Annotated in this window: 14 protein-coding genes, 1 tRNA gene, 1 other RNA gene and 2 pseudogenes; 11 read left to right on the forward strand and 7 right to left on the reverse strand. The window is 58.3% G+C overall.

What is annotated here, in order from left to right; translation table 11 throughout:
• Window positions 1-16: 16 nt before the first annotated feature.
• The gene (locus AC0L7L_RS02895) at window positions 17-826 is read right to left on the reverse strand and encodes an ion transporter (RefSeq protein ID WP_272210198.1); all 810 of its coding nucleotides are present in this window, start codon (window positions 824-826) and stop codon (window positions 17-19) included.
• 199 nt (window positions 827-1,025) lie between these two features.
• Between AC0L7L_RS02895 and AC0L7L_RS02900 the strand changes: the two genes are divergently transcribed.
• On the forward strand, window positions 1,026-1,835 hold the full coding sequence (locus AC0L7L_RS02900) for an MBL fold metallo-hydrolase (protein WP_473511821.1): 810 nt from the start codon (window positions 1,026-1,028) through the stop codon (window positions 1,833-1,835).
• Between the two features lie 122 nt (window positions 1,836-1,957).
• A complete protein-coding gene (locus AC0L7L_RS02905) occupies window positions 1,958-2,704 on the forward strand; it encodes a YebC/PmpR family DNA-binding transcriptional regulator (protein ID WP_272210201.1) in 747 nt (248 codons plus the stop codon).
• Between the two features lie 62 nt (window positions 2,705-2,766).
• Here AC0L7L_RS02905 and AC0L7L_RS02910 read toward each other — a convergent pair whose 3' ends face one another.
• The 3 genes and pseudogenes from AC0L7L_RS02910 to tkt form a co-directional block, all read right to left on the reverse strand.
• The gene (locus AC0L7L_RS02910) at window positions 2,767-3,771 is read right to left on the reverse strand and encodes an LLM class flavin-dependent oxidoreductase (RefSeq protein WP_272210202.1); all 1,005 of its coding nucleotides are present in this window, start codon (window positions 3,769-3,771) and stop codon (window positions 2,767-2,769) included.
• Window positions 3,772-3,965: 194 nt separating this feature from the next.
• Complete coding sequence (gap, locus tag AC0L7L_RS02915; protein ID WP_272210203.1) at window positions 3,966-4,967, reverse strand: type I glyceraldehyde-3-phosphate dehydrogenase; 1,002 nt, start codon at window positions 4,965-4,967, stop codon at window positions 3,966-3,968.
• Between the two features lie 246 nt (window positions 4,968-5,213).
• Window positions 5,214-7,197: pseudogene (gene tkt / locus AC0L7L_RS02920) on the reverse strand (transketolase).
• 564 nt (window positions 7,198-7,761) lie between these two features.
• Here tkt and AC0L7L_RS02925 point away from each other — a divergent pair.
• The 5 genes and pseudogenes from AC0L7L_RS02925 to AC0L7L_RS02945 all read left to right on the forward strand — a co-directional run bounded on the left by AC0L7L_RS02925 (window position 7,762) and on the right by AC0L7L_RS02945 (window position 10,277).
• The gene (locus AC0L7L_RS02925; RefSeq protein WP_272210204.1) at window positions 7,762-8,043 is read left to right on the forward strand and encodes a DUF4164 domain-containing protein; all 282 of its coding nucleotides are present in this window, start codon (window positions 7,762-7,764) and stop codon (window positions 8,041-8,043) included.
• A 22-nt stretch (window positions 8,044-8,065) separates the two neighbouring features.
• Window positions 8,066-8,431 carry a cell division protein ZapA gene (locus AC0L7L_RS02930; RefSeq protein ID WP_272210205.1) on the forward strand — a complete coding sequence of 122 codons (366 nt, stop codon included), beginning with the start codon at window positions 8,066-8,068 and terminating at the stop codon, window positions 8,429-8,431.
• A gap of 106 nt (window positions 8,432-8,537) precedes the next feature.
• A non-coding RNA gene (gene ssrS / locus AC0L7L_RS02935) (6S RNA) lies at window positions 8,538-8,699 on the forward strand.
• Between the two features lie 61 nt (window positions 8,700-8,760).
• The gene (locus tag AC0L7L_RS02940) at window positions 8,761-9,321 is read left to right on the forward strand and encodes a 5-formyltetrahydrofolate cyclo-ligase (RefSeq protein WP_473513752.1); all 561 of its coding nucleotides are present in this window, start codon (window positions 8,761-8,763) and stop codon (window positions 9,319-9,321) included.
• 156 nt (window positions 9,322-9,477) lie between these two features.
• Window positions 9,478-10,277 (forward strand): annotated as a pseudogene (locus tag AC0L7L_RS02945) (TIGR00282 family metallophosphoesterase).
• Between the two features lie 185 nt (window positions 10,278-10,462).
• On the opposite strand, the gene AC0L7L_RS02950 reads toward AC0L7L_RS02945, so the two are convergent.
• Window positions 10,463-11,359 carry a diguanylate cyclase domain-containing protein gene (locus AC0L7L_RS02950; RefSeq protein WP_473511827.1) on the reverse strand — a complete coding sequence of 299 codons (897 nt, stop codon included), beginning with the start codon at window positions 11,357-11,359 and terminating at the stop codon, window positions 10,463-10,465.
• On the reverse strand, window positions 11,316-12,137 hold the full coding sequence (locus AC0L7L_RS02955; RefSeq protein WP_272210209.1) for an AraC family transcriptional regulator: 822 nt from the start codon (window positions 12,135-12,137) through the stop codon (window positions 11,316-11,318). The genes AC0L7L_RS02950 and AC0L7L_RS02955 overlap by 44 nt, the downstream gene beginning before the upstream one ends.
• Before the next feature lie 148 nt (window positions 12,138-12,285).
• On the opposite strand from AC0L7L_RS02955, the gene AC0L7L_RS02960 reads away from it, so the two are divergent.
• Together AC0L7L_RS02960 and AC0L7L_RS02965 are read left to right on the forward strand one after the other, a co-directional pair.
• On the forward strand, window positions 12,286-12,684 hold the full coding sequence (locus AC0L7L_RS02960; RefSeq protein WP_473511831.1) for a hypothetical protein: 399 nt from the start codon (window positions 12,286-12,288) through the stop codon (window positions 12,682-12,684).
• A 29-nt stretch (window positions 12,685-12,713) separates the two neighbouring features.
• Window positions 12,714-13,136 carry a hypothetical protein gene (locus AC0L7L_RS02965; RefSeq protein ID WP_272210211.1) on the forward strand — a complete coding sequence of 141 codons (423 nt, stop codon included), beginning with the start codon at window positions 12,714-12,716 and terminating at the stop codon, window positions 13,134-13,136.
• A 163-nt stretch (window positions 13,137-13,299) separates the two neighbouring features.
• On the opposite strand, the gene AC0L7L_RS02970 is transcribed toward AC0L7L_RS02965, so the two are convergent.
• Window positions 13,300-13,373: transfer RNA gene (locus AC0L7L_RS02970), tRNA-OTHER, on the reverse strand.
• 131 nt (window positions 13,374-13,504) lie between these two features.
• On the opposite strand from AC0L7L_RS02970, the gene AC0L7L_RS02975 reads away from it, so the two are divergent.
• Together AC0L7L_RS02975 and AC0L7L_RS02980 are read left to right on the forward strand one after the other, a co-directional pair.
• Complete coding sequence (locus tag AC0L7L_RS02975; protein ID WP_473511834.1) at window positions 13,505-14,818, forward strand: tyrosine-type recombinase/integrase; 1,314 nt, start codon at window positions 13,505-13,507, stop codon at window positions 14,816-14,818.
• Window positions 14,819-14,917: 99 nt separating this feature from the next.
• A complete protein-coding gene (locus AC0L7L_RS02980; protein WP_473511837.1) occupies window positions 14,918-15,199 on the forward strand; it encodes a helix-turn-helix transcriptional regulator in 282 nt (93 codons plus the stop codon).
• Window positions 15,200-15,223: the final 24 nt, after the last annotated feature.

Genomic DNA, 15,223 nt, shown 5'->3' on the forward strand with positions numbered 1-15,223 from the left:
TTTCGCGAAACGGGCCTTATTCCGGCGCGGTTGTGGTTTTCGTCTGTTTCAGCGATGCCACCTCCTGCCTGAGTGCCTTCAGCTCCGACAAGATTATTTGCATCTCCGGCTCTCGCGCCTGGCGGTTTTCCTCGAGCAGTTCCTGCTCGTGTTCCTTCTGCATGGCCGAGACGATGATACCGATGAACAGGTTCAGCACTGTAAAGGCTGTTGAGAGGATGAAGGGTACGAAGAACAGCCAGGCATTGGGATAGACCTCCATCACCGGGCGGACGATGCCCATTGACCAGCTTTCCAGTGTCATAATCTGGAACAGCGAATAAATCGTGGCACCGAGCGAGCCGAACCATTCCGGAAAGGCTTCGCCGTAGAGTTTTGTGGCGATCACGGCGAAGATATAGAACACCAGCGCCATCAGCACGATGATCGATCCCATGCCGGGAAGGGCGGCAACGAGGCCGCCGATCACGCGCTTCAGCGACGGGATCATGGAAAGCAGCCTCAGGGCGCGCAGAATGCGCAGCGCGCGGAGCACCTGCAGCGGGCCGCTAGCAGGAATCACGCTGATCGCGACGATCGAAAAATCGAACAGGCTCCAGGGATCACGGAAGAAGCGCAGCCGGTTTGCATAAAGACGCAGCGCGATTTCGATGACGAAGATAATGAGAACTGTGCGGTCGAAAAAGCGCAGGACAGGCCCTGCAAAGCTCTGCATCACAGTCTCGGATGTTTCGAACCCCAACGTGATCGCGTTGATGATGATGACCGTCAGAATAAAGGCCTCCCAGTTACGGGACGTCGTCAAAGCCAGCACCTTGTCACGCATATTGTCTCGATCTCCGTTTGTCTCCGGCAACCGAGATGGGGAAAGGCCGGCAACATGGCAAGACTTGCCGGGCTTTTGCGCTTGCAGGCCTGGGCCAACTGTCATCACGAATGTGTGAACGCGTTTGCAGAGCCCTCACATGGACCTTTCGGACGTTCTCCCGCATTCTGCCGTCATCCTCAAAAACGGGGGAATGGCAATGCTTCGTCAACTTGCGATGCTCGTTCCTGCAGTTCTGGTGCTCGCAGCAGCGAATGCGGCTGCGCAATCGCGCCCGCCGGTCAGCCAGTGCCAGGCGATAGCCGCGCGGCTGCCCGACGTGAAGTTTGCCAGCTTTGTTCCCATTGCCTACGAAGCGCCGGAGGTGACGATCACCTTCATCGGCCATTCGACCTATCTGATCGAGACGCCGGGCGGGGTCAGGATCGCCACTGACTATTCCGGCTTTTTGCTTCCCGGCGGTCCGCCGGATGTCGCGACCATGAACAAGGCGCATGAGAGCCACTTCACCCTGTCGCCCGATCCGGAGATCGGCCTGATCCTGCACGGCTGGGGTGATAGCCCGGGCGAGGCTGCCGACCACGACCTTGTCATCGGCGATACCTATATTCGCAACGTCACAACCGATATCCGTGCCTGGGGCAGTTTTGAGGAAGACGGCAATTCGATTTTCATCTTTGAGGTGGCGGGCCTGTGCATCGGGCACCTTGGCCATTTGCATCATGAACTGACCGACAGCCATATCATGGAGATCGGTCGGCTTGATGTGGTCATGGTGCCCGTGGACGGGGGCCTCACTCTGGGGGCGGAAAGCATGCGCAACGTGATCGAGCGGCTGTATTCCTCGATCGTGCTGCCGATGCACCGTACCGGCCCGCGCGTCCGCAGCTTTGCCGATATGATGGGCGAAGGCTTCGAGGTCGTTTATTCAGACAGCCGTTCGCTGACGCTCTCGCTTCGAACGCTGTCAAGCCCGCCGAAGATCGTGCTGCTGGACGGCGTCTGGTAGGTTTGGCCGGTTTTCGCCACGACACTTCCGGCCGCTTCATGCTCTTGGGCTTGAACCGGAAGCCTCTCGCCCTTATAAGGCGCCCATTCTATCCATTGAACGATAAAGACAGGGCGGAGCTCATGGCGGGCCATTCACAGTTCAAAAATATCATGCACCGCAAGGGCAAGCAGGACTCGGTGCGGTCGAAAATGTTTTCGAAGCTTGCGCGTGAAATTACCGTCGCCGCGAAAATGGGCGCGCCCGATCCGGACATGAACCCGCGCCTGCGTCTGGCGATCCAGAACGCCAAATCACAATCGATGCCGAAGGACAACATCGAGCGCGCCGTCAAGAAGGCGTCAGGCGGCGATGCTGAGAACTATGATGAGGTCCGCTATGAGGGCTATGGCCCCGGCGGTGTTGCTGTGATCGTCGAGGCGCTGACCGATAATCGCAACCGGACAGCGTCGAGCGTGCGTTCGATCTTTTCGAAGGCTGGCGGCGCAATGGGCGAAACCGGCTCGGTCGCATTCTCCTTCGATCGTGTCGGTGAAATCGTCTACAAGCCTGAAGCCGGCGATGCGGACGCCATCATGGAAGCTGCCATCGAGGCTGGCGCAGAGGATGTTGTTTTCGACGAAGACGGCCATACAATCTACTGTGGCTTCGAGGATATCAACGAGGTATCTTCCGCGCTGGAAACGGCGCTCGGCGAAGCCGAAAGCGTCAAGGCGATCTGGAAGCCGCAAAACACCATCCCCGTTGACGAAGACCGCGCAACCTCACTGATGCGTCTCATCGACAATCTGGAAGACGATGATGACGTCCAGAACGTCTATTCGAACTTCGAGGTCGATGACGAGGTTATGGCCAAGCTGTCTGCCTGATCTTTCGCGACAACCAATCTGATCAAAAAGCCGCCGGCGAAAATGCCGGCGGCTTTTTGGTATCACGCGGCGGCCTTTGCGAGGCTGTTGCGCAGCTCCCCGAACATCGCCACCGATTTCAGTCGTGCCTCCACCGAGTGCACCGGCACGGAGATGATCACTTCGTCGGCCCTGGTGTCGGCGATGAAGCCTTCCATCTTGGCGCGCGCCTTTTCCGGACCGCCGACAACGGCGAACTGGAAAGTGTGTTCGACCGAGAATTTCTCCATTTCGCTCCAGAGGCCGTCCATGCTTTTCACCGGTCGCGGGGTCTTGCCGCGGGCATTGCGGCGAAGCGCCACGAAGCTCTGCAGCGCGGAGGTGAAATGGTACTCGGCCTCGTCATCCGTCTCGGCCATCGCCCCCATGACACCGACGATGACATGGGGCTTGTCGAGCTGGGCGGAGGGCTTGAACTGGGACCGGTAAATATCGAGCGCTTCGAACAGCATGTCCGGCGCGAAATGCGAGGCGAAGGCGTAAGGCAGGCCAAGGGCTGCAGCCAGATGTGCGCTGTATGTAGAGGAGCCAAGAACATAGAGCGGAACCTTTGCACCGGCGCCGGGGTTTGCGATCAGCCTTTGGCCCTCTTCCGGGTCGTCCATCAGCGTCTGCAATTCAACGATGTCATTGGGGAATGTCTGGGCCCCGGCCTCCAGATTGCGACGCAGCGCCCTGGCGGTGTTCATGTCGGTACCGGGTGCCCGGCCGAGCCCGAGATCAATGCGACCGGGATAAAGCGCCTCCAGCGTGCCGAACTGTTCGGCAATCACCAGTGGCGAATGGTTCGGCAGCATGATGCCGCCTGAGCCGACCCGGATCGTTTCCGTCGCGCGCGCCGCCTCTGAGATGACCAGTGAGGTTGCCGCGCTGGCAATGCCGGTCATGCCGTGGTGCTCGGCCAGCCAGAAGCGGGTGAAGCCCGATGCTTCAGCCTGTTTCGCCATCTGGCGGGTGGCGTCCAGTGCCTCTGAAACCGTGCCGCCTTCAACAACGGGACAGAGGTCGAGAATCGAAAATGCAGTCATCGGAAAATCCTGTTCCGGAGAGTGGGGTTGAACCACACTTAGGAATTAATCATCTGATTTGCAAAGAATGGCTGCCGATGCAAAAAAAAGGCCCGCCGTACGGATCGGCGGGCCTTTCTGTTGTCCGGTTCCAAGCACCGGGCCTTTTGCAGCTTTGCTGCTGGTCCCGGCTATCCGAAATCCCTTTTTCTTGCTCAGAGAAGCTTGCCCATGGCAACGGCCACGTCGGCCATGCGGTTGGAGAAGCCCCATTCATTGTCGTACCAGGACAGCACGCGCACGAGCTTGCCTTCCAGAACCTTGGTCTGCTGGGCGGCAAAGATCGAGGAGGCCGGGTCGTGGTTGAAGTCGCGCGAGACGAGCGGCTCGTCGGAGTATTCGAGAACGCCCTTCAGTTCGCCTTCGGCCGCTTCCTTGATCGCGGCGTTGATTTCTTCCGCTGTGACGTCCCTGCTCGGAACGAACTTCAGGTCGACGACCGAGACGTTCGGCGTGGGAACGCGGATCGACGAGCCGTCAAGCTTGCCGTTCAGTTCTGGCAGAACCAGACCGACGGCCTTTGCCGCGCCGGTGGAGGTCGGGATCATCGACAGCGCTGCAGCACGGGCGCGGTAGAGGTCCTTGTGCATCGTGTCGAGCGTCGGCTGGTCACCCGTGTAGGAGTGGATCGTGGTCATGTAACCACGTTCGATGCCGAACGTCTTGCTCATTACATAGGCAACAGGTGCCAGGCAGTTGGTGGTGCACGAACCGTTGGAGACGATCAGATCGTCGTTCGTCAGCGTGTTGTGGTTGACACCATAGACGATCGTCTTGTCAGCGCCCTTGGAAGGGGCGGAAACCAGAACGCGCTTGGCACCCGATGCCAGCAGCATTTCTGCCTTTTCCTTGGCGGTGAAGATGCCGGTGCACTCCAGCGCAATATCAACATCGCTCCAGGGCAGTTCCTTGGGGTCGCGGATCGCGGTGACGCGCATCGGGCCAAGGCCGGCGTCGATGGTGTCGCCCTTGACGGTCACTTCGTGCGGGAAACGTCCGTGAACGGAATCGTATTTCAGCAAATGAGCATTGGTTTCGACCGGGCCGAGATCGTTGATGGCCACGACTTCGATGTCCTTGCGGCCCGATTCGACGATGGCACGCAGAACATTGCGGCCGATACGACCGAAGCCGTTAATGGCAACTTTAACTGTCATGGTAGGGACTCCCTATTCGCGAGTAGAGTTTTACAAAACGCAGAGCCGCCGGATGGCGTTCTAGGGGCGGCTGAGCAATCCATTTAGAGACTGTTAGCGCATCGGCCATCGCGCACCGGTAAGCTGGCAGCCCTGATATAGACATTTTTCGCCGGAAATTCAGCATCCGACTGGCAAAATGCTGTTCTTTTCGACAAGAGACAGCCCGGCAACAGGCCGGGCTGCTCGGTTCATTGTATCAGCCGCTTAGGCGCGCTTGTTCTCGACCGCCTCGACAACCGCCTCAGCGGTAATGCCGAAGTGCTTGAACAGGTCGGGACCCTTGCCGGATGCACCATAGCCGTTCATGCCGATGAAGATGCCGTCATTGCCAATGAAGGTGTCCCAGCCCATTCTGATCGCGGCTTCGACGCCAACCTTGATCGGCGAATTGCCGATGATGGCCTTCTGGTAGTCTTCCGGCTGTTCAAAGAACAGTTCCATGCACGGCACCGAAACGACGCGGGTGGTGATGCCCTTGCCGTCAAGCATCTTCTGGGCTTCGACAGCCAGACCGACTTCCGAGCCGGAGGCGAAGATTGTGACTTCGGCTTCATTGGCCGGGATCAGATCATAGGCACCCGTGGCGCAGAGGTTCTTCTCGGAATAGTCGAGACGAACGGCCGGCAGGTTCTGGCGGGTCAGCGCGATGCCTGAAGGGGCATGCTGGCTTTCAAGTGCAAGCTGCCAGCATTCGGCCGTTTCCATGGCATCTGCCGGACGGAACATCAAAAGGCCCGGGATTGCCCTGAGCGAAGCCATCTGTTCGACAGGTTCGTGGGTCGGACCATCTTCGCCGACGCCGATCGAATCATGCGTCCAGACATGAATGACACGGATGCCCATGATCGCGGCCAGTCGCACCGAGGTACGGCAATAGTCCGAGAAGATCAGGAAGCCGCCGGAATAGGGGATCAACCCGCCGTGGAGTGCGATACCGTTCATGGCGGCAGCCATGGCGTGTTCGCGGATGCCCCAGTGGAGGAACCGGCCGGAAAAATCGTCGGGCGTGATCGACGGTGTCTGGCTGGTATCGGTGTTGTTCGAGCCGGTCAGGTCGGCAGAGCCGCCGAGCGTTTCCGGGATCGCACCGTTGATGACCTCGAGAGCATTCTGCGAAGATTTGCGCGAAGCCAGTGTCGGCTTTTCGTCCGCCAGCTTCTGCTTGTATTTCTGTACCGTACGGTCGAAGGAGCCCGGCAGTTCGCCGGCAAAGCGGCGGTTGAACTCGGCCTTGATTTCGGCCTTCGTGCCGTTCAGGCGCTCGTCCCACTCGACGCGAGCCTTGGTGGAGCGCAGTCCTGCAACGCGCCATGCGTCCAGAATGTCTTCCGGCAGTTCGAAGGGCGCATATTCCCAACCAAGGGCCTTGCGGGTTTCGGCGATTTCTTCGTCACCGAGCGGCGAGCCATGGGCCTTGTTGGTCCCGGCCTTTTTAGGTGCACCATAACCGATGGTCGTCTTGCAGGCGATCATTGTCGGCTTGTCGGACTTCTGTGCTTCCTCAATAGCGGCAGCGACTTCATCCGGATTGTGGCCGTCAATGTCGATCGTGTGCCAGTTGGCCGAACGGAAGCGGGCATGCTGGTCAGTCGAGATCGGCGAGCGAAACAGCACCGTCGATGGTGATCGAGTTGTTGTCCCAGAACAGGATCAGCTTGCTAAGCTTCAGGTGGCCGGCAAGCGTGATCGCTTCCTGGCTGATACCTTCCATCAGGCAGCCATCACCACACAGTGCATAGGTGTAGTGATCCATCAACTTTTCGCCGAACTCGTCGGCAAGCTTGCGCTCGGCAATTGCCATGCCGACGGCGTTGCCGATGCCCTGGCCGAGCGGACCGGTGGTCGTCTCGATGCCGGAAGCGTGTCCGTATTCCGGGTGACCGGCGGTCTTGGAGCCGAGCTGGCGGAAATTCTTCAGGTCATCAAGCGTCATATCCTCGTAGCCGAGGAGGTAAAGCAGTGAATAAAGCAGCATGGAGCCGTGGCCGGCAGACAGCACAAAGCGGTCGCGGTTGGGCCAGTTCGGGTTCTTGGGATCGAAACGCATGAACCGCGTAAACAGCACCGTCGCGACATCGGCTGCGCCCATCGGCAGACCGGGATGTCCCGAATTGGCTTTCTGTACGGCGTCCATGGAGAGGAAACGGATCGCGTTGGCCATCCGGTTGTGTTTTTCAAGAGAAGTCATGTGTTCTTCGCTTTTCTTGATTCTGAGGGATTACGTGGTGCGTTGGAAATCCCGGCTCATGCGGCCGGGCGGCAGTGATGCCGGTTAAATTACAGAGTTACCCGAACCAATCAAGGCGGCAAATACGAAAGCGCCCCGACGGACCTCGAGCCCGAAAACGCGTGGACACTACACCATTTCAAATGGGGCCGCCACAGCTTAACCAGCCATGGTGTAATATGGTGCATTCAATGCTTCTTTCCAGCGTTTATCGTGTCTCTAAATCGATTGATATATGAGGTTTATTACCGTTTCATTGTTTTATGACAAATCGGGGCGGGTCAGCGCAGTTCGAAAGCTTGCGCGCGGCTTTGCGGACCCTGACGCCCCCTGATGAACGAGTCCGGGGGCCGAGTTTCCACTTGACAATGCTGTCTCTCAGTTGACGTCGGCTGTTAACACTCCCTAAGATCATAATGAAATTTCGGGCATCTTGACGATTCGAAAAGCCTGTTTTGCACTAGATGGTGGCAGGGTTCGCGATAATTCAAGCAATGCGCGTCTCTCTCTTCGGGAGGAAAGTCAATGGTGGCGGAAACGGGACGGCTCGGCAATGCGCTTCAGGCGCTGGAAAAGGCGCTTTCGGGGCTGGAAAACGCCGTGGATGCCCGTGCCGACAAGCTTCAGAACCGTGAAGATCTCGAAAACGAGGTTCGTATTGTCCATGAGGATCGAGCCGGGCTTGCGCGTGAGCTTGACCAGGCGCAGTTTCGGGCCAACCGGCTGGAAGAGGTGAACCGCGAGGTCTCCCGCAGGCTGGTGACGGCGATGGAGACGATCCGCTCTGTTCTCGATCACGAGAAATAGGCGGCAAGAGGAACAGGGGCATATGGCGCAAGTCACCGTCAATATCGATGGCAAGGCCTATCGAATGGCCTGTGAAGCGGGGCAGGAGGATCACCTCGTCGACCTCGCGGACCGTTTCGATTCCTATATCGGCAATCTGCGCGGCCAGTTTGGCGAGATTGGCGACCTCAGGCTGACGGTTATGGCTGGCATCATGATCATGGATGAACTGCACGATCTCCAGGCTCTTGTTGATGCCAATGCCGCAGAGCTCAATGATCTGCGCACAAAAGCGGGCTCGGCGGACAGTGCACAGGCTGCCCACGAAGATGAATTGGCGAGCGTATTGGAAAACCTTGCCGAGCGGCTTTCGAGCCTTTCCAAAAAGGTTTCCGGCGTCGAAAAATAGCTTTTTTCCAGCCATTTGGCTGCTTGCGCTGGCGCGCGATCAGAAATCGTAGCGGTGAAGCGTTTTTCCCTCTGGCAGGTGGACGGCGAGAAGCCTATATAGGTATTACGGTCTGCGCTTCTCGACAGGAATCAACGAATCCCCGGGGCCTTACTTGATCCTAAGGGAGCTGTCCCTGACCTCGCTCGTGGGCTTGGTTATATGGCGCCCACCTACTTATGTAGGCGCCCAGGATCCAACAGATTCCATCGGTCGCCGTGGACCGCATATTTTTTTGACGCAAGCAGTCAGGAGCGCTTGTGAACGACCTGCCAGACAGCAAGCCGGTCATGCGCCACAGAATTCTTGCCCTGCGCGATGGGCTTATATTTGATGAGCGTCGCGAAAAGAGCCTCGCCCTCGCCACTCATGGCGCAGAGGCTCTCGGGCCTGACATTTCCGGAAAATGTGTTGCCGGCTACCACCCCATCCGTTCCGAAGTTGATGTCGGCGTCCTAATGGCCCTCTTGGAAGAGGCCGGCGCATCGCTTGCGCTTCCTGCTGTCATTGATCGGGAAACAATCGTCTTCCGCGCTTTTCGCTCGGGCGAGGATCTTGAACCGGGTGGCTTTGGAACACTGGCGCCCGGCAATAAAGCGCGGCAAGTTGACCCTGATATCCTGTTGATGCCGCTTTCGGTGTTTGATGAAGCCGGTAATCGCATTGGCTATGGCGCCGGTCATTATGACCGGGCCATTGAACGCTTGCATGCGCGTCAGATCTGCCCTCTGCTTGTCGGTATCGCTTTCAACATGCAGAAAGTGCCGTCAGTTCCCGCCGAGCCGCATGACGTGCCTCTCAATGCAATCATTACCGAGAGTGGCTTTCGGTGGACCGGCAAAGAGGCGTGAAACCCGGGTTTCCCGGATGATTTCGACAAAAAAACATTTGCATCACGGCGATGGAGCGTTAGAGCCTGTCATGAAATATGCCGGCGCAGCGATGGATCCGGCATGCGCCGCACGGGACAGATTGGATTTTTCATGCGTTTGCTTTTTCTCGGAGACATGGTCGGCAAGACGGGCCGCAAGGCGGTATGGGACCGCCTGCCGGGGCTGATCAGCGATCTGAAACTCGATTTCGTGATCGTCAACGGCGAGAACGCCGCCGGCGGCTTCGGCATCACTGAGGCCATCTTTCAGGAAACCGTCAATGCCGGGGCCGATGTGGTGACCACCGGCAACCATGTGTGGGACCAGAAAGACGCGATCATTTTTGCCGACCGGCATGAACAGTTCCTGCGCCCCGCAAACTATCCTGCAGGAACGCCGGGCAGGGGGCGAGCATCCAGTATGCCCGTAATGGCGCGCGCGTGCTGGTTGCCAACATCATGGGGCGGGTGTTTATGCACCCCGAACTCGATGATCCCTTCAAAGCTGGCGAGGACATTCTGGCGGCCTGCCAGCTCAAGGATCAGGTCGATGCCGTGATTTTCGATTTTCACGCCGAGGCGACCAGCGAGAAGCAGGCCTTCGGCCATTTTGTTGATGGAAGGGCGAGCCTCGTCGTCGGCACCCACACCCATGTGCCGACCGCCGACTGCCAGATCCTCAATGGTGGAACCGCCTATATGTCGGATGCCGGGATGTGTGGCGATTATGATTCGTCTCTTGGCATGGACAAGGAAGAGCCGCTGAGCCGATTTGTTTCCAAGATGAACAAATCCCGTTTCGAGGCGGCGACCGGCCCCGCCACGATCTGCGGCGTCGGCGTCGAAATTTCCGACGCGACCGGCCTGGCCGAAAAGATCGCGCCCTTGCGGCTTGGTCCGCGGCTTTCCGAAACTGTCCCGGAATTCTGGCTCTAGAGTATCTGGCAGTCCGGTGGAGACACCTGACGTTCGCGAAATGCGGCGAAACTAAACGATAGAGCGCGACCGCGCTTCCGTTAAACACAGAACGGCTCTGGTGGCACGCCGCTCACGCGGATGGTCGGTTTGGCACCCTGCTTCGGCTGATCAGTCGGTAGTGCACAATGGCTGCAGCTGTAGGCTCAGAGTATGTGCTCTGATTGTTTGCTGATCTCGTCCAGTGGCAGCGGTTTTGAGTAGAGGAAGCCCTGTAGGCTGTCGCAACCGATCCTGGTCAGGCTTTCATCCTGTTCGCGTGTTTCGACATCTCCAGCCGTTGTCTTGAGCCCCTTGGCGTGCGCGAGATCGACGATCGCGCGAATGATCGCTTCGTCGTCGCCCCGGCGTCCAAGCCCCCTTACGAAATTTCTGTGGATCTTGATCTGATCGACATTGAGGGTTTGCAGGCGTCCGAGCGATGAAAAAACTGTTCCGAAATCATCAATAGTGCACGGACAACTGGTCGCCGGTGTGCAGGGCCAAACGCAGATCCATCTCGATTGAGAAAAGGAATACCGGCCGCACCCGGTTGTCTTTGGGTAGTAGAGCGCAATGTCTGCCTTTCGCAGCAGGTTGACCCGCTCTTGGCCGTCTCGCGGCGATACGGCTGCACCGATACTGACGCCTACGAAAACCTTGCTGACGTCAATCTCGAACGGTCTGCGCGCCGCGTCGATCATGGCCTGACAGAGGCGGTCAATTTCCTCAATGCCCCCTCTGCCGCAGAGCATGACATTGAACTCGTCGCCTCCGGTCCGGGCGACCAGATCATCCGGCCTGGCGATCTCGTTCAAGCGCGCCGCGAAGTCACACATCAGTGCATCACCGGCAGGGTGACCAAGGGTGTCATTGACCTGTTTGAACCTGTCGAGGTCGAGGTCGAGATAGAGCAGAGCAACTGGCCCCGAAGCCGTCCCTGAACGCGCGCGGTCGACTTGATCGTTGAGGTTCATCGGGTTGGGGAGGCCGGTCAGCGGGTCGTGAAGTGCTAGCTCTCTAATGCCCTCGATGATTGTGAAGTGCAGGCCCAAGCCGCTCAAGCAGATAGCGGCTTGGCGGCTTGCCGACCATCTTTCGAAACATGGTCACGAAACTGCTGGCGCTTTCATAGCCGAGATCCATCGCGACGGCCTGGACTGTCTGGCCGGCGCTCAGCTGTCGCAAGGCGAGGATAACATGCAACTGCCGGCGCCAGCGGCCGAAACTCACGCCCACTTCTTTGGCCAGCAGGCGGCTCAGGCTGCGCTCGCTGAGCGCGACGCGGGAGGCCCACTCCGCGACGGTTGCATGATCCTCAGGCGTCGCAATTAGCAGGTCAGTGAGCTTCTTCAGGCGCGGATCGCCGGGGATCGGGAGGCGAAGGTCTTCGACCGGTGCCGCAGCCAGCTCATCGAAGATGACGGACACAATGCGGCCGTCCGGACCGTCAACGTCATAGAGTTCCGGAAGCGCGTTAGCCCGCATCAGTAAATGACGGAAAAAGCCCGACACCGTGATCGTGCAGCATTCGCTCGGCAGGTTCGGAGCTTCAGGAGGTTCGATGAAGAGCGAAATGCACTCCACCTCGCCCGAGCCAAAAACAGTATGGGGCAGCCCGCCGGGGATCCACACGGCGCATTGCGGCGGCACGATCCAGACCGCGTCTTCAACCTCGCAGTTGATGACGCCGCGGACCGTGAAAAGCAGTTGCGCCTTCTGATGGTGGTGCCGCGGCGATTGCTCCAGGGCCTCAAGATTGGCGACAGCGTTGGTCGCAACGAGCGCGCGAGGAACCTCATCGACATAGGAAAGCCAATCGCTACGGACGTCCAGATGCATCAAAATCCTCGGCATTTTCACTTGGCCGGATTAAAACATATAATGGCCAGCTTGCGCAATGACGCCATTCGCCGACTGACTTATTACTTTCGGGCAGAATAGGCGCGCTCAACTGCCCAATCGCGCACATTCGGATAGGAGTTTTGACGTGATCGAACATAACCCAGTTAAGCTCGCACTCGCATGGCTCGTCCCAGCGGTCGGTGCCGCAATCTTCGTCGCGATCCAGTGCTTCTCTTATCTGAACGCCTACGTCGGTAGCGGCGGGACGATGCAGGCCGCTACGTTCGGCCCCGCCGCGTTATGGGGCGTATCCATTTTTTACGGCGCCTGGGTCGTCCCGCCATTGCTGGCGCTTGCCGCAAGGCGCGCGACCGACTGGGCCATGCTCGTTCTCGGCGGTCTTCTTTTCGCCATGAGCACGCTCACCGGCGTATTCGATGGCTTGCGAGACGGCGGCCATCTCGTTGCCCTGGAGCTGTTGGCAGTCACGCTTCCGGGTGTGGTCGCGCTGATCATGTCGTGGCGGCACATCCGCTCGAATTGAAACCATCCATCCCGGCAAGGAGACGAACCATGCCTTTGGACAATACCAACTTCCCGCTCGTCTGGATGAGCTATGACGAAGCGCCCGATCACGACCACGACGAGGACTTCGACGTGTTGGAGGAGAGCTTTAAGCATGGCGCGCCGTTCGTGATCCTGACCGACAACGCGCCGAGCGAAGAGCACGAACACAGCCAGGAAGAAAAGAAGCGCACCGCGCTGTGGATGAAGAAACACAAGGCCGAACTGCGGACACTCGTGCTGGCGATGATCGTGATTGAGCCGAACGCCGCCAAGCGTATGGCATTCAAGACTTTCGGTGTGGCCTTTGCCAAATTCTGGGGCTATCCGTTGAGGCTCGCCACGACCCGCGAGGAGGCCATGGAGATCGCCGGAAAACTGCTGCCGGAGTACGCCGGGTCTGCAACTGCCTGGCCCAACGATGCCCGCTGATCCATATCCTGCGCCATCCCCGAGAGATGGGGGAGGAGAGGGTGTGACTCCAAACCACGAAAATTGGAGGGCTGACGCGCCATGCGATCTCCCGGCAACACATCTATATTGTGCGGCATCCTGCTTTCGCAGACCGTTCAGCGTCTTCATTTTTAAAGAAGAATGGCGCACCCGACAGGATTCGAACCTGTGACCTCTGCCTTCGGAGGGTGAAATTTTCTTATTTCCCGACTTTACCCATCATATCTGGTCTTTACCTAACATATTGATTTAGCTGTAAAAATAGTGTTTCTTTTGGGTGGGCGGTACTTTCGAGATTTCTCGGCTTTACCGCCAATGTGCTACCCCGGTGCTACCCGAGAGAACAGATGATGCCAAAACCGCGCTTGACCAAACAGGTTGTCGATGGCCTGCCCGCGACAGGGAAGGACTATGTGGAGTGGTGCGGAAAGCTATCGGGCTTTGGGTGCAGGGTTCGAGGAAACGGGCACAAGACCTTTATCGTCATGTATCGCGCTGGTGGCCGAAACGCTGTCCCGCGCAAAGTCACCATTGGCACCTATGGAAAGTTGACCGTCGATCAGGCGCGTGTGGAGGCATCGAAGATTTTGGCCAAGGCACAGCTTGGCGAGGACGTTGCCGCCGAACGCGCGAAGCAGCGAGCGGAAATGACGGTTTCCGAATTGTGCGACGAGTACATGCAGGAGGGCGTCGAGCACAAAAAGCCGACCACCATTCAAAGCGACAACAGCCGGATCGAAGCTCACATTAGGCCCCTCCTCGGTCGAAGGCGCGTTGGCGCTGTATCCCGCGCAGACATTGAGCGCTTCTTGCGTGATGTTGCGCAGGGCAAGACAGCCCGAGAGAAAAAGACAGGGAAGCGGGGCCGGTCGATTGTGAAGGGAGGCCGAGGAACAGCCACGCGGACCGTGCGGTTGCTAGGCGGCATCTTCACCTACGCGGTCAGGCGCGACTATGTACAGGACAATCCCTGCCGGGGTGTGCAGCTCTATAGGGACGGAAGAGGCGACCGCTTTTTGAAGCCCGAGGAGTTTCGCCGACTTGGCGAAACCTTGAAGCTTGCGGAAACCGAGGGCCTGCCTTGGAAGTTCAAAGAAGGCAGAAAGGCAAAGCACCGACCGAAACGCCCCGAGAACCAGCGGGAGATATTTTCGCCGCATGTCATCGCCGCGATCCGGCTGCTGATGCTGACCGGTTGCCGCCTGCGCGAAATCCTGCATTTGCGATGGCAAGAAGTGGATTTCGAGCGCGGCATTCTCAATCTTCCAGACAGCAAAACAGGCCAGAAAAAGATTGTAGTGCCAAGAGCGGCTATCGAAATCCTTTCGGGCCTCAAACGTTCGAGCTGCTATGTTATCGCGGGCAACAATCCCGACAAGCCGCGTGCCGATCTGCAACGGCCTTGGCAGCGCATAACCGAACATGCAGAGCTTCAGGGTCTACGGCTGCACGACCTCAGGCACACCTACGCGTCGATTGGAGCCGAAAGCGGCATGGGGTTGGTTATCCTTGGCAAGCTGCTAGGTCACAGGTCGACCGCCACCACGCAGCGTTACGCGCATTTGGGCGACGATCCATTGAAAAGGACGTCAGAACAAATCGCGGACACCATCATGAGCGCTTTGAGTGCGGCACCGCAAAAGCCGCCCGCCGACAGCTAGAATAATATTTCACCCGGATTTTGTGGGACAAATCATGAACGCCGGTATCTACAGTTACCGGAGGGCGTCTCCGGCAACTTTGAGAAACGGAGAAACATGATGAGACCCATTTATCTTACCCGCATTCAAGCGGCCAGATTCGTTCGAGAACAGCTTGGCCTCACCTGCTCACCCAACTGGCTGGCCAAACTTATCGTAACCGGCGGAGGCCCCCGTTACTGGAAATTCGGTCGTGCCGTGCGTTATCGAGCAGACGCCCTGGAGGCTTGGACCTTTCAGCGCCTCGAAGGCCCCTTCGAAAACTCCAGCGAACGAGCGCGACGCAGAACGGCATTCTCCTACCAGAAATCCGGCCTCGGCATGCCGTTTGAGGAGGCTTGAACTATGCAAAAAGGAAAATTTTCT

The organism is Martelella sp. K41-7, from assembly GCF_055808365.1.

Excerpts from the sequence above, each read along its gene's own strand:
- gap (WP_272210203.1), bottom strand. The coding sequence starts at position 4,967 with ATGACAGTTAAAGTTGCCATTAACGGCTTCGGTCGTATCGGCCGCAAT.
- AC0L7L_RS02965 (WP_272210211.1), top strand. The coding sequence starts at position 12,714 with ATGCCTTTGGACAATACCAACTTCCCGCTCGTCTGGATGAGCTATGAC.
- AC0L7L_RS02930 (WP_272210205.1), top strand. The coding sequence starts at position 8,066 with ATGGCGCAAGTCACCGTCAATATCGATGGCAAGGCCTATCGAATGGCC.
- AC0L7L_RS02975 (WP_473511834.1), top strand. The coding sequence starts at position 13,505 with ATGATGCCAAAACCGCGCTTGACCAAACAGGTTGTCGATGGCCTGCCC.
- AC0L7L_RS02905 (WP_272210201.1), top strand. The coding sequence starts at position 1,958 with ATGGCGGGCCATTCACAGTTCAAAAATATCATGCACCGCAAGGGCAAG.
- AC0L7L_RS02910 (WP_272210202.1), bottom strand. The coding sequence starts at position 3,771 with ATGACTGCATTTTCGATTCTCGACCTCTGTCCCGTTGTTGAAGGCGGC.
- AC0L7L_RS02895 (WP_272210198.1), bottom strand. The coding sequence starts at position 826 with ATGCGTGACAAGGTGCTGGCTTTGACGACGTCCCGTAACTGGGAGGCC.
- AC0L7L_RS02940 (WP_473513752.1), top strand. The coding sequence starts at position 8,761 with ATGCGCCACAGAATTCTTGCCCTGCGCGATGGGCTTATATTTGATGAG.
- AC0L7L_RS02900 (WP_473511821.1), top strand. The coding sequence starts at position 1,026 with ATGCTTCGTCAACTTGCGATGCTCGTTCCTGCAGTTCTGGTGCTCGCA.
- AC0L7L_RS02925 (WP_272210204.1), top strand. The coding sequence starts at position 7,762 with ATGGTGGCGGAAACGGGACGGCTCGGCAATGCGCTTCAGGCGCTGGAA.
- AC0L7L_RS02980 (WP_473511837.1), top strand. The coding sequence starts at position 14,918 with ATGAGACCCATTTATCTTACCCGCATTCAAGCGGCCAGATTCGTTCGA.
- AC0L7L_RS02955 (WP_272210209.1), bottom strand. The coding sequence starts at position 12,137 with ATGCATCTGGACGTCCGTAGCGATTGGCTTTCCTATGTCGATGAGGTT.